Source organism: Microbacterium sp. zg-YB36 (assembly GCF_024623575.2).
GTDB lineage: Bacteria > Actinomycetota > Actinomycetes > Actinomycetales > Microbacteriaceae > Microbacterium.
Window position 1 is genome coordinate 1 of the sequence record NZ_JANJFD020000010.1, and the last position, 12,660, is coordinate 12,660.

At 71.1% G+C, this 12,660-nt stretch carries 11 protein-coding genes; 4 read left to right on the forward strand and 7 right to left on the reverse strand.

Annotation, left to right across the window (positions count from 1 at the left end; all coding sequences use genetic code 11):
* A partial coding sequence (locus tag NQ151_RS13750) for a 5-oxoprolinase subunit B family protein (protein ID WP_257528428.1) occupies positions 1–622 on the reverse strand: 622 nt, incomplete at its 3' end.
* The gene (gene pxpA, locus NQ151_RS13755) at positions 619–1,374 is read right to left on the reverse strand and encodes a 5-oxoprolinase subunit PxpA (protein WP_257528429.1); all 756 of its coding nucleotides are present in this window, start codon (positions 1,372–1,374) and stop codon (positions 619–621) included. The genes NQ151_RS13750 and pxpA, both read right to left, overlap by 4 nt.
* A gap of 188 nt (positions 1,375–1,562) precedes the next feature.
* Between pxpA and NQ151_RS13760 the strand changes: the two genes are divergently transcribed.
* Positions 1,563–3,323 (forward strand): ABC transporter ATP-binding protein, encoded by a 1,761-nt coding sequence (locus NQ151_RS13760; RefSeq protein ID WP_374113820.1) that lies wholly within the window; start codon positions 1,563–1,565, stop codon positions 3,321–3,323.
* A 24-nt stretch (positions 3,324–3,347) separates the two neighbouring features.
* Here the strand turns inward: NQ151_RS13760 and NQ151_RS13765 are convergent, their stop codons facing one another.
* The 3 genes from NQ151_RS13765 to NQ151_RS13775 all read right to left on the reverse strand — a co-directional run bounded on the left by NQ151_RS13765 (position 3,348) and on the right by NQ151_RS13775 (position 7,069).
* The gene (locus NQ151_RS13765; RefSeq protein ID WP_257528430.1) at positions 3,348–4,310 is read right to left on the reverse strand and encodes an ABC transporter permease; all 963 of its coding nucleotides are present in this window, start codon (positions 4,308–4,310) and stop codon (positions 3,348–3,350) included.
* Positions 4,307–5,311: an ABC transporter permease gene (locus NQ151_RS13770; RefSeq protein WP_257528431.1), complete on the reverse strand. Its 1,005-nt coding sequence runs from the start codon at positions 5,309–5,311 to the stop codon at positions 4,307–4,309. The genes NQ151_RS13765 and NQ151_RS13770 overlap by 4 nt, the downstream gene beginning before the upstream one ends.
* Positions 5,312–5,395: 84 nt before the next feature.
* Positions 5,396–7,069 (reverse strand): ABC transporter substrate-binding protein, encoded by a 1,674-nt coding sequence (locus NQ151_RS13775; RefSeq protein ID WP_257528432.1) that lies wholly within the window; start codon positions 7,067–7,069, stop codon positions 5,396–5,398.
* A 150-nt stretch (positions 7,070–7,219) separates the two neighbouring features.
* On the opposite strand from NQ151_RS13775, the gene NQ151_RS13780 reads away from it, so the two are divergent.
* The 3 genes from NQ151_RS13780 (at position 7,220) to NQ151_RS13790 (ending at position 9,478) form a co-directional block, all read left to right on the forward strand.
* Positions 7,220–8,083 (forward strand): spermidine synthase, encoded by an 864-nt coding sequence (locus NQ151_RS13780; protein WP_257528433.1) that lies wholly within the window; start codon positions 7,220–7,222, stop codon positions 8,081–8,083.
* Positions 8,084–8,432: 349 nt separating this feature from the next.
* Positions 8,433–8,960 carry a hypothetical protein gene (locus tag NQ151_RS13785; RefSeq protein WP_257509054.1) on the forward strand — a complete coding sequence of 176 codons (528 nt, stop codon included), beginning with the start codon at positions 8,433–8,435 and terminating at the stop codon, positions 8,958–8,960.
* A gap of 29 nt (positions 8,961–8,989) precedes the next feature.
* The gene (locus NQ151_RS13790; RefSeq protein ID WP_257509053.1) at positions 8,990–9,478 is read left to right on the forward strand and encodes a SprT-like domain-containing protein; all 489 of its coding nucleotides are present in this window, start codon (positions 8,990–8,992) and stop codon (positions 9,476–9,478) included.
* A gap of 44 nt (positions 9,479–9,522) precedes the next feature.
* Here NQ151_RS13790 and NQ151_RS13795 read toward each other — a convergent pair whose 3' ends face one another.
* Positions 9,523–10,161 (reverse strand): 2-phosphosulfolactate phosphatase, encoded by a 639-nt coding sequence (locus tag NQ151_RS13795; RefSeq protein ID WP_257509052.1) that lies wholly within the window; start codon positions 10,159–10,161, stop codon positions 9,523–9,525.
* A gap of 9 nt (positions 10,162–10,170) precedes the next feature.
* Positions 10,171–12,648: a glycoside hydrolase family 3 protein gene (locus tag NQ151_RS13800; protein WP_257528434.1), complete on the reverse strand. Its 2,478-nt coding sequence runs from the start codon at positions 12,646–12,648 to the stop codon at positions 10,171–10,173.
* Positions 12,649–12,660: the final 12 nt, after the last annotated feature.

The window sequence follows — 12,660 nt, forward strand, 5'->3', positions numbered from 1 at the left end:
GGGCGGGGACGAAGCGGACGCGGATGCCGGGGGCGAGCAGCGCCGGGGAGGCGGCGGCGGGGTCGAACAGCACGGCGTCGGTGTGGCCGATGAGCCGCCAGCCGCCGGGCGTGGCTCGCGGGTAGGCCCCGGTGAACCCGGCCGCCAGCCCGACGCTCCCGGCGGGCACCCTGGTGCGCGGGGCGGCCAGCCGCGGCACGTCGTACGGCCAGTCGTCGCTGACGAGGTACCCGAACCCGGGCGCGAAGCCGGTGAACGCGACCGTCCACACCGCGTCGCGGTGGCGTCGCACCAACTCCTCGGCCGTGATGCCGAGCAGCTCCGCCGTCTCGGCGAGGTCCGGGCCGTCGTAGGAGATCGGGATCACGACCTCGCCGGCGTCCGCCCGCGCGGGAGGGGCATCCGGCGCGTGGGCGATCCAGGTGCGCGCGGCCGCGACCGACAGCACGGCGGGGTCCAGGCGTACGAGCACCGTGCGCGCCGCCGGCACGAGGTCGACCACGCCCGCCGGGCGCGACGCCTGCAGCCGGGCATGCAGGTCCCGCGCGGCGGCGAGCGTTGCCACTTCGGCCAGCACCGCGCCCGCGCCGAACGGCAGGAGCCGCGGGCCGGGCTCGGTCACCACGGCGCCCGCACCGTGACCCCCGCCGCCACCAGCGCCGCCCGCACCGCGCGGGCCATGGCCACCGCTCCCGGCGAGTCGCCGTGGACGCACAACGACGCGGCATCCGTCTGCACCAGCGCACCGTCCACCGCCACCACGACCCCGTCGACGGCGAGGCGCACCGCCCGGTCGGCGACCTCGCCGGCGTCGTGCAGGACCGCACCCGGCACGCCGCGCGCCACGAGGGTGCCGTCGGGGAGGTAGGCGCGGTCGAGGAACGCCTCGCGCACGAATCCCAGCCCCGCCGCAGCGACGGCCGCGACGATCTCGCCGTCGAGCCCGAGCACCGGGACTGCGCGTCCGAGCCGAGCGGACAGGTCGGCGACGGATGCCGCAACCGCCGCGGCCGCCGCGGCGTCGGCGGACACCGCGTGGTACAGGGCTCCGTGCGGCTTGACGTACCGGATGTCGGCGCCCGCCGCCGCCAGGGCGTCCAGCTGCCCGGTGACCTGCGCCCGCAGCAGCGCCGGATCGACGCTCAGGTGCACGCGGCCGAAGTTCGCGGGGTCGGGGAAGGACGGGTGGGCGCCCACGGCGACGGCACCGGCCGCGGCGGCGGCGACGGCGGCGCGCATCGAGGCGGCATCGCCGGCGTGACCGCCGCACGCGACGCTGGCGCTGGTGATCACGGCGAACAGGGCCGCATCGTCGGAGGTGGGCACGCCGTCGACCGTCTCGCCGAGGTCGGCGTTGAGGTCGATCGCGCGCATGCGACCACGGTAGCCCGCCGTCGCGGCCGATGAGCCGTCGGAATTCAGGCTGAGCGGCGGAATCCGGCTCCCACGGGCGGTTCGGCGCTCCTCAGCCTGAATTCCGACGGGCGGCGGCGCGTTACGACTGCGTAAAGGCTGCCGCCGCATCCGTGCACCCGCTGCTGTGGCAGGGCAGGATGGACCGCATGCTTCAGGATGCCGCGCCGCTGCTGCAGGTCCGCGATCTCGCCGTCGAGTTCGGCACGATGGACGGCCCCGTGCGCGCCGTCGAGAACATCAGCTTCGACCTGGCCGCCGGGGACACCCTCGCGATCGTCGGCGAATCGGGTTCGGGAAAGTCGACGACGGCGATGGCCGTGATCGGGCTGCTCGCCGGCAACGGCCGCATCGCCGAGGGCAGCATCAGCCTTGCCGGCCAGGAACTGGTCGGCGCCTCGGAGTCGGTGATGCGCAAGATCCGCGGCAAGTCCATCGGCCTGGTGCCGCAGGATCCGATGTCCAACCTCAACCCGGTGTCGAAGATCGGCACGCAGATCGCCGAGACCCTGCTCGCCCACGGCATGGCCAACCGCGCCAACGTGGACAAGAAGGTCGTCGAGACCCTCGCCGCGGCGGGCCTGCCCGACGCCGCCCGGCGCGCCAAGCAGTACCCGCACGAGTTCTCCGGCGGCATGCGCCAGCGCGCCCTGATCGCGATCGGGCTGGCCTGCAACCCCCGGCTGCTGATCGCCGACGAACCCACCAGCGCCCTGGACGTCACCGTCCAGAAGACGATCCTCGACCAGCTCGGCCGCATGACCGCGGAGCTGGGCACCGCCCTCATGCTCATCACCCACGACCTGGGCCTGGCCGCCGAGCGCGCCTCGCACGTGATCGTCATGCACCGCGGCCGCGTCGTCGAGCACGGCACCGCCCGGCAGATCCTCGAGGACCCGCAGGCCGACTACACCAAGGCGCTCATCGCCGCGGCTCCCTCGGTGTCGGCCGTGCGGTTGCGCCCCGAGGTCTTCCGGCACGCGGATGCCGCAGGCCCGGCGCCCGCATCGGGTCCGACGCCGCTGACCCCCGCGACGGCGACCGCGACCCCCGCAGCCGACGCCCCCGCGACCACGACGCCGCGCACCCCGGCCCCGGCGGCGACGCCGGCCGCGGCATCCGTCGACAACATCCTCGAGGTGGAGGGGCTGACCAAGCTCTACAAGGTGCGGGGCACGAAGGACGACTTCGCGGCCGTCGACGATGTGTCCTTCGCGATCCCGCGCGGCGAGACGGTGGCGATCGTGGGCGAGTCGGGGTCGGGCAAGACCACGACGGCGCGCATGATCCTGAAGGTCGTCGAGCCGACGAAGGGGTCCATCCGCTTCGACGGGCAGGACGTCGCCTCGCTGAAGGGGCGGGAGCTGCGCAGCTTCCGGCAGAAGGTGCAGCCGATCTTCCAGGACCCCTACTCGTCGCTGAACCCGATGTTCACGATCGAGCGGATCATCGAAGAGCCGCTGACGTTCTACAAACGGGGCTCCGGCAAAGAGCGCGCCGCGCGCGTGCGCCAGCTGATGGACGATGTCGCCCTGCCGCAGTCGATGCTGCGCCGCTATCCGTCGGAGCTGTCGGGCGGTCAGCGGCAGCGCGTCGCCATCGCGCGGGCACTGGCACTGTCGCCGGACCTCATCGTCTGCGACGAGCCGGTCTCGGCGCTGGACGTGCTGGTACAGGCGCAGATCCTGACCCTGCTGGGCGATCTGCAGCGCGAGTACGGCCAGAGCTACCTGTTCATCTCGCACGACCTCGCCGTCGTGCGGCTGATCAGCGACTACGTCTGCGTCATGCGGGCCGGTGAACTTGTGGAGGCGGCCAGCTCCGAGGAGATCTTCACCAACGCCCGCCACCCGTACACCCGCAAACTGCTGGCATCCATCCCGGGCAACGAGCTCGACATCGCGGTCTAGACCCCCGCGAGCGGATGCCGCGGGTCAGCGGCTTCGGGTGCGCGGGTCCATCGCCTCGCGCAGCGACTCCCCCAGCAGGGTGAAGCCCAGTGCCGTGATGGCGATGCAGATGCCGGGGAGGAACGCCAGCCACGGCGCGATCGCCAGCTCCGACTGCGCGTAGGTGAGCATGCGGCCCCACTCCGCCGTCTCGGGGCGTCCACCACCGAGGCCCAGGAACGACAGCGCCGCGGCATCGATGACGGCCGTGGCCAGCGTCAGCGTGCCCTGCACGATGACCGGCCCGACGCTGTTGGGCAGGACGTGGCTCATCGTGATGCGGCCGCGGCCCAGGCCCAGGGTCTGCGCCGACAGCACGTAGTCGCTCGATCTCTGCTGCAGCATCGATGCGCGCAGCAGGCGCGCGAAGATCGGCACCTGTGACGCGCCGACGGCGATCATCACCGCCATCTGCGATTGCCCGAGCACCGCGGCGATCGACACCGCCAGCAGCAGGCTCGGCACCGACAGCAGGATGTCGACGAATCGCATCACGAGGTTGTCGACCCAGCCGCCGAACGTGCCGGCCAGCAGTCCCAGCACGGCGCCACCTGCCAGGCCGAACACCGTGGAGACGATGCCGATCATGAGCGACGCCTGCGCGCCCCAGATGAGCTTGGACAGCACGTCCCCGCCGAAGCGGTCCAGTCCCAGCGGGAACTGCGGCAGCTCCCCGGGCCCGGGGATGTACGTGGGTGTGATGTACCTCGCGCCCGGCAGCGCCGTCTCCGGGTAGGGAGCCAGCCACGGGGCGAAGACGGCGACCATGACGAACGCGAAGATGATCGCCGCACCCACCCATGCCGTGGGGTTGTGGCGCAGCCGGCGGAACACGTCACGCCAGAAGCCGCCGCCCTGGGTCTGGGCGGCGAGCAGCCCCCGGTCGACCACGGCGGTGTCGTCGACGGGGCCGCCGCTGGGGGCGGGAGGGAGGATGCTGGAGCTCATGAGACCCTCACTCTCGGGTCGATGACGCTGTAGGAGACGTCGACGAACAGGTTGATCAGGGCGTAGACGATCGCGATGAAGATGATGAAGCCCTGCAGCACCGGGTAGTCCTTGCTGAAGATGGCACCGGCGAGGAAAGAGCCGATGCCGGGGAAGGCGAACACCGTCTCGGTGAGGATCGCCCCCGACAGCAGCAGACCCGCCTGCAGGCCGACCGTCGTGATCACCGGCAGCATCGCGTTGCGCAGGATGAACCGGTCGCGCAGGGTGCTCCGGGAGATGCCCTTGGCGGCGCCGGTGCGCACGTAGTCGGCGTTCTGCACCTCCAGCACCGAGGCCCGGGTGATGCGCACGATGATGGCCAGCGGAATCGTCGCCAGTGCCAGCGCGGGCAGCAGCAGGTGCAGGAAGGCGTCCCACGCGGCATCCCACTCTCCGGTGAGTATGCCGTCGAGGACATAGAAGCCGGTGTAGTGCGTCGCGTCGATGCGGGGGTTCTGTCGGCCGTCGCTGGGGAGCCACCCCAGCTGCACCGCGAAGATGTATTTGAGGATGAACGCCAGGAAGAACACCGGGATCGTGATGCCGACGAGGCTGAACACGACCGCGGCGTGGTCGGTGAGCTTGCCGTGGCGGCGGGCCGCCCAGTAGCCCAGCGGAATGCCGACTCCCACCGCGATGATCAGCGCCAGCAGCGACAGCTCGATCGTCGCAGGGAAGCGGCGCAGGAACTCCTCGGTGACGGGGCGCGACGTCTGCAGTGAGACGCCGAAGTCACCGGAGAGCAGCCGCCCCATCCAGGTGACGTACTGCACCACGATGGGCTCGTTGAAGCCGTAGAGCTCGTTGATGCGGGCGACCGCCTCGGGGGTGGCCCGCTCACCGAGGAGGGCGACGGCCGGCCCACCCGGGAGCGCTCGCACCCAGAAGAACAACAGCAGGCTCAACCCGAACAGGGTGGGGATAAGAAGCAGCAGCCTCTTGCCGATAGTGCGCAGCAATGCGGGAGTCTCTCGTCGTCGGGTGTGCGGTGCGGGCCGAGGAGTCACCTCGTCCCGCACCGCACCTTACGGCAGGGGCAGCGCTTACTCGGTCAGCACGATGTCGGTGAAGACCTCATCGTTGACCGGGCTGGCCGGGTAGCTCTCCACGCGCGGGTCGAACGCGAGGGTCGGCGCCGGGTGGGCCAGCGGGACGCCCGGGATGAACGTCGCGACCATCTCATTGATGTCCTGGTACAGCTCCGACTGCTCCTCGAGATCGGCGATGCCGCGAGCTTCGGTGAGGGCCGTGAACAGCTCCGGGTTGTCGAAGCCCCATTCCATGGACGGTCCGCCGAAGAAGACACCGAGGAAGTTGTCGGTGTCGTTGTAGTCACCGGTCCAGCCGAGCAGGTGGATGCCGTGGTCAGGGGTGCCGCTGGTGAGGTCGAGATAGTCGACCCACTCGTTGGACACCGGGTTGGTCACGACCCCGACCTCACCGAGCTGCGTGGACAGCACCGTGAAGATCTGCTCCGGGTCCGGCATGTAGGGGCGCGACACGTTGACGGGGTAGTTGAACGTCAGCGTCAGCGGGTTGGCCTCGGTGTAGCCGGCCTCCGCGAGCAGTTCCTCGGCCTTGGCCGGGTCGTACTCGTACGTGGTGACGTCGGGGTTCCAGCCGTTGACGGTCTCGGGCATGAACTGCGTCGCCTTCTCGGTGCCCTCCGGCAGCACCTGCGAGATGAGAGCATCCTTGTCGATCGCGTACGACAGCGCTTCGCGCACGAGCGGGTCCTGCAGCTCGGGAACGGCCTGGTTGAACGCGAGGTACAGGATCGTGAACGGCGGACGCGACACCATCGTGAAGCCGTCCTCCTCGAGGGCGGCGGTGTCGGCGGGACCGACGAGGTCGTAGCCGTCGATCGAGCCCGATTCCAGCGCCTGGCGGCGTGCGGTCGGGTCGTCGATCACGCGGAAGATGATCTCGTCGATCTGGCCCGCCTCGCCCCAGTAGTCGGGGTTGGCCGTCAGGGTGATCTGCTCGCCCGGCGCCCACTCCTCGAAGACGTAGGGACCGGTGCCGGCGGGGTTCCCCGTCGCGTACTCCGACAGCGTCGGGGCTTCGGCCGTGCCGCCCACGTTATCGGCCTCGAACTCGGCCATCGCGGTCGGGCTCTGCATCGCGAACGACGGCAGCGAGAGGGCGGGGATGAACCCGGCGAACGGCTGGTTCAGCTCGACCGTCACGGTCGTCTCGCCGTCGGGGGTGCAGGACTTGTAGACCGCTTCGTCGGGATTCGAGGCGTAGCCGCGGAACAGCTTGTAGTAGTAGTAGCCGAGCGCCTCGCTGGCGGCCAGGCCCTCCCAGTTGTACCAGCGGTCGAAGTTGGCGCAGACGGCCTCGGCGTTGAAGTCGGTGCCGTCGTGGAAGGTGACACCCTCCTTCAGCGTGAAGGTGTGGCTCAGGCCGTCCTCGGCCGACTCCCACGACTCCGCCAGGAGCGGGGCCGGGTCGGCGGTGCCGGGCTCGGTGCCCACGAGGCCCTCGAAGATCTGACGTGAGACGCGGAAGCTCTCGCCGTCCTGCGCGAAGGCGGGGTCGAGGCTGCCGGGGTCCGAGGAGGCTGCGAAGACGAACGTGCCGTCGACATCGGCGTCGCCGGTCGCGTCGTCGGTGCCACCGCGCTGGCTGGAGCAGCCCGACAGCACGAGCGCGGCCAAGGCCACACCCGCGGCTGCCGTGAAGGCCCCCCGCCGGATACGTGAATGGAGCATGGGTCGTGCACCTTCCAATGAGAGGAACGCTGTCGGGCCGCTCAGCGACTTCACAGCGAGTGATTTCCTCGACGCTACCGTTGCGGGGCAGACCGGTTGATTACGCCTTTATCTCGATCCTGTTTCGACTGCGCAGGTAGCGTGGATGCCATGGCGCGCGCACATATCGAAGAACCGGCACCGCAGGCGCGCCTGTCCGACGGCACGATCGCGCGCATCGTGCCGTCGCGCTTCGTCTCGGGGTTCGAACTCGACGTCGACGGCACACCGCAGTCGCACGTGGACCTGGACGACCCCACGCACCTGCATTTCGAATACGTCGCCCGGATGGGCGCGGTGATCGACCGACTGCGGATGCCGGGGCAGCCCCTGTCGGCCGTGCACCTCGGCGCCGGGGCGCTGACCCTCCCCCGCTACATCGAGGCGACCCGGCCCGGTTCGCGTCAGCAGGTCATCGAGCTCGAGCAGGCCCTGGTGGACCTGGTGCGCGAGAACCTGCCGCTGCCGCGCGGCGCGCAGGTGCGGATGCGCATCGGCGACGCCCGTGCCGGGCTCGACCGGCTCCCCCCGGCACTCATCGGCAACGCGGACCTGCTGGTGTCCGACGTGTTCGCGGGCTCGCAGACGCCCGCCCACCTCACGACGGTCGAGTTCTACCGGGCGGCGGCCCGTGTGCTCGCGCCCGACGGCGTGCTGCTGGTCAACGTCGCCGACGGATCCGGTCTGGCGTTCGCCCGGCGCCAGGTGGCGACGGTGCGCGAGGTGTTCGGGCACGTCATCGTGCTCGCCGAGGTGCAGCTGTTCAAGGGCCGCCGGTTCGGCAACCTCGTCATCGCGGCATCCTCGTCGCCCCTTCCGACCGAGTGGCTGCCGAGACTCATGGCATCCGGCCCCCACCCCGCCAAGGTCGCGCAGGGTGCGGAGCTGGACGAGTTCGTCCGGGGCGCCCGGGTGGCCACCGATGCCGATTCGACGCCGTCGCCCAAGCCCGCGGCATCCGTGTTCGAGCGCTGAGGCGGGCGGCCCGCCACGATTTCGGAGAAATCCGGTTCTTCGGAGGGTTTCGGTCGATCGGGTCCGAAGAACTGCAGAACCCCGAAGAAGTGGTGCGCGGTGTGCGAATGCAGCGCGGATGCCGGCCCGAACTGCGCGGCATCCACTCTCGGCCCGCCACGATTTCGGAGAAATCCGGTTCTTCGGAGGGTTTCGGTCGATCGGGTCCGAAGAACTGCACAACCCCGAAGAACCGGTGCGCGGGGCACGGACTTGGACGTCGGATGCCGGGGTCCCGGCGTGCCCTCGGACCACTCGCGCTTCGCCGGGTGACACTGGACAAGCGAGCCGCGCATGGAGGGAGTCGATCGTGAGCTACATCCTCGGGTATGACCCGGATACCCTGCGCGAGCAGGTGGATCTGGAGCGCTGCCAGGAGCGTCTCGACGAGATCGGCGAGCAGCGGAGCCTGGCGGCTCTGCTGGAGCGCGTGTGGCTGCTGAAGGTACTCGGCCGGCTGGATGACGCCCTGATGATCTCGGAGCAGTCGGTGCGCCTCGCGCGCATGGCCGGCACCCGCAAGGACCTGCTGCGCGCCCGCGTGCTGCACGCCACGATCATGCAGTTCCGCGGCGCCTACGCCGCCGCCGAGCAGGAACTGACGACCTGCGCGGAAGAGGCCGACGGCCAGGGCTGGGCGGGGGTAGGAGCGTTCGCCTACCAGCACCGCGGCAAGGTGCACTACGACACGGGCGACTTCGTCTCGGCGCGCGCGGACTTCAAGAGGTCGCTGTTCCTGCGCCAGGAGGCCGGGGCGCCGGACGACCAGCTGGAATCGGCGCTGCTGGCGATCGATGCCGCAGAGCGTCGCCGCGGTCGCACATCCGTCGCAGTCTGAGTGTCGTAGGTTTGTTCTAGTCTCCGGTCATGTCCGAACCGCAAGACGTGCGCCGGATGGCGCAGGAACTCATCGCCGCCCACCTCGATGACTCGTGGTCGTTCGCCTTCGACCACGCCAAGCGACGAGCGGGGCTGTGCAATTACCGCGATAAACGCATCAGCGTCTCGCGCTACCTCTCCGCCCGCGACGACGACGAGGCCAATCGGCAGACGCTGCTGCACGAAGTGGCGCACGCACTGGCCGGCGCGCGGGCGGGCCACGGCCCGACGTGGCGTCGCACCGCGCAGGGGATCGGCTACACCGGCGGGGTGACCCACCACGGCGAGCCGGCGAACGAGCTGGCGCCGTGGGTCGGCCGCTGCCCTGCGGGGCACGTGGCCTACCGGCATCGACGCGTCACACGCGCCGTGTCGTGTGCCCGGTGCGCGCCGACGTTCGACACCAGGTTCCTGTTCCAGTGGCAGCGCCGCGAGATCACCCCGGCGACCCGGCTGGCCGCGCAGCTGCCGCGCTGACCCGGCCGCGCTGACGCACCGGGGGGCGGAGCAGACGCCCGGGCTCAGTACCGCTCGAAGACCCCATCGCGTAGCACCGGCACAGCGTCGGTGGCGTCGATCTCGGCGGCCGCGCGCACTTCCTCGGCCAGGCCCCGCTCCAGCAGCTCCTGCCCCGACCCGGCGGCGGTGAGCAGGTGCCGCACCGCGGGACGGAGCCCCCGCAGCGCCTCGCACACCGCGGCGGCTTCGGGAGACGTGTGGTCGATGCCGCGGTCGGCCAGCGCGTCGATGACCGCGCCGGCTCCCAGGTCGTCCTCCACAGCCACCCGAAGTCCGGCGCCGTCCCCACGCGAGTCCAGCTCCCCCGCCGAGATGACGGCGATGCTCGTGCGCGCGGCGCGACGGTGCTGCTCGGCGAGGATCGCGTCGGCCACGGCCGCCGCGTTGCGCAGGCACCCGAGCAGCACGACCGCCCCGGATGCCGCCGCGTGCGCTGCCACCGCGGCGCCGTTGATCGACACCGCGTGCGCCGCGTCGTCGAGTGCGAACGAGGCCCCGGATGCGGTGGCATCCGTCACCGTCGTGGAGAACCGCAGCACATCGACCACCACGACGACGTCGGCCGGCGCGAGGCGATCGAGCCCTTCCGCGCCGCGCTCGAAGCGCACCTGGTACCGGGACTGGTCGAACGGGTGGGGCATCTTTCCAGGCTACGCGTCGGTGCGGCGGGCCAGCACGGGCGCGAGGGCCAGCGCCAGGCCGAGGACGTTGCGCGCGCCGCGCTGCAGCTCGGCGATCGTGATCCCGTCGGGACGGGCCAGCGACTGCAGGATCGTCTCGTCGGCGTAGGCCTGCGGGCCCTGGGAGGTCTTGACCCCGCCGGGCATGAGCACGTCGACCTGGGCGCGCACGCGGTAGGCGTTGTCGGTGAGATCGGGGAAATCGGGGTCGGCGGCATCCTCCATCCACCAGTCGGTGATGACGCAACCGGTGTAGCCCCACTCCTCGCGGAGGATCGCCGTCACGAGGTCGTAGTGGTAATGCGCCCACACGCCGTTGATCTGGTTGTAGGAGGTCATGATCGTGCGCGGCTGCGCCTCGGCGACGCACAGCTCGAAGCCGCGCAGGTAGATCTCCCGCAGCGCCCGCTCCGAGACGCGGGAGTCATTGCGGGTGCGGTTGGTCTCCTGGTTGTTCGCGGCGAAGTGCTTGGGACACGCCGACACCCCCGCCGACTGCACGCCCTGCACGATCGCGGCGCCGAAGCGCCCGGTGACGAGCGGGTCCTCCGAGAAGTATTCGAAGTTGCGGCCGCAGAGCGGATCGCGGTGGATGTTCATGCCGGGGCTGAGCAGCACGTCCGACCCCTTGCGCAGCATCTCCTGGCCGTGCAGGGCCGCCAGTTCCCGCACGAGGGCGGGGTTCCACGTCGACGCGAGGGCCGTGCCCGAGGGCAGCAGCGAGGCGTATGCCGACAGTCGCAGGCCGCTGGGGCCGTCGGTCGTGGTGATCGGCGGGACGCCCTTGGCGCGGAGTGACTCCGAGACGCCACCGAGCACCCCGGCGTTGCCCGGTGCGCCCAGCGGGCTGTGCATCGTGACGTCGCCGCGGGCCAGCAGTGACAGCTCCTCCGCCGACAGCTGCGCGATGAAGCCGTCCAGCGTCGCGCGGCCGGCAGCGACGGCATCCAGGGTGATCCCCCGGTCGCCGGTCGCCGGGATCTCGGCCGGCAGCGCCGACAGGATGCGTTCGCGGCGGTCGACGGTGGCCAGCGGCACGTCCTCCCACGCCACGACGGCGGCGCCGGAGTCGTCCCGGGCCAGCGTCATCCGCTGGAACGGCGTGCGGGCGGCGGCGGCCTCGGCGACCTGGCGGACGACCTGCAACTCGGCGACGGGCACGGTCAGCGCGACGGATGCCGAGCGCACGTCGGTGCCCACCAGGACGGCGTAGTCCCCGGGCTCGAGCACGAAGGCGCTGCGGTGCCCGGTGACTCCGGAATCGTCGTAGGACGCGAGGTCGGCGAGGCGGAACTCCAGGGTCAGCCGCTCGGATTCACCCGGTGCGAGCAGGCCCGTCTTCGCGAACGCGGCGAGAGCGCGAGCGGGCTTGCCGAGGCGGCCGTCGGGCGCGGCGAGGTACGCCTGCACCGTCTCCTTGCCGCTGTGCACCGCGTCGGTGTTGCGCACCTCGACGGTGACGCGCACGAGCCCGGCATCCGTCGTCGCATCCGCCGTCGCTTCGATCACCGTCAACGCGAAGGCGGCGTACCCGAGGCCGAAGCCGAAGGGGAATTGCACCCGGTCGGGCGCGAAGGTCTCGAAGTAGCGGTAGCCGACGAAGACGTCCTCGGCGTAGACGTTGAAATCGGAGTGGCCGAAGTTGGCGGCGCTCGGGTAATCGGAATAGGTGTGCGCGATCGTGTCGGTGAGCTTGCCGCTGGGGGCGATCTCGCCGGCGAGCACCGCAGCCACAGCGCGGGCGCCCTCCATGCCGCCCTGCCAGGCGTAGAGCACGGCGCCGATGCGGTCGCCGTAGTCGCCCAGCCACGACAGGTCCATGACGTTGCCGGCGTCAAGCACCACGACGGTGCGCGCGAAGGCGGTGGTGACGTGGTCGAGCAGCATCCGCTCGTCGTCGGTGAGGTAGAAGCTGCCCGGCTCCAGCACGCTCTCGCGCGCTTCGCCGGCGGCGCGGCCGATGACCACGACGGCGGTCTCGGCGTGGGTGGCGGCGTCCGTGACGAGGGCCGGGTCGATCGGCATCTCCGGGAAGTGGTGCGGCCACTGCCCCCACGTGCCCTCGTACGACGGGCGGTTCTCGGCCGTCCACGTCGTGTACACCTGGGCGAGTTCCTCGTCGACCTGCACGCCCGCGTCGCGGAGACCCGCCAGCAGGTTCCAGACGTAGGGGACCTTCACGTCGCCGCCGGAGCCGTAGCCGACGGCGAACCAGTCGATCTGCACGCGCCCGAACACCGCGACGCCGGCGTCGGTGCCCAGCGGCAGGGTGCCGTCGTTGCGCAGCAGCACCGCACCCTCGGCCGCGGCCTGCCGCGCCGTGCGGGCCAGTGCCGGGTCGAGCGTCGGGTCGGTGTCCAGCAGCAGCGCGGAGATCTGCGCGACGGACTCGACGGGTGGGCGCACGTGCGAGCGGTCCCCGGTCTCGGTGGCGGGGTTCGTGGTCATCAGTGTCCTCGG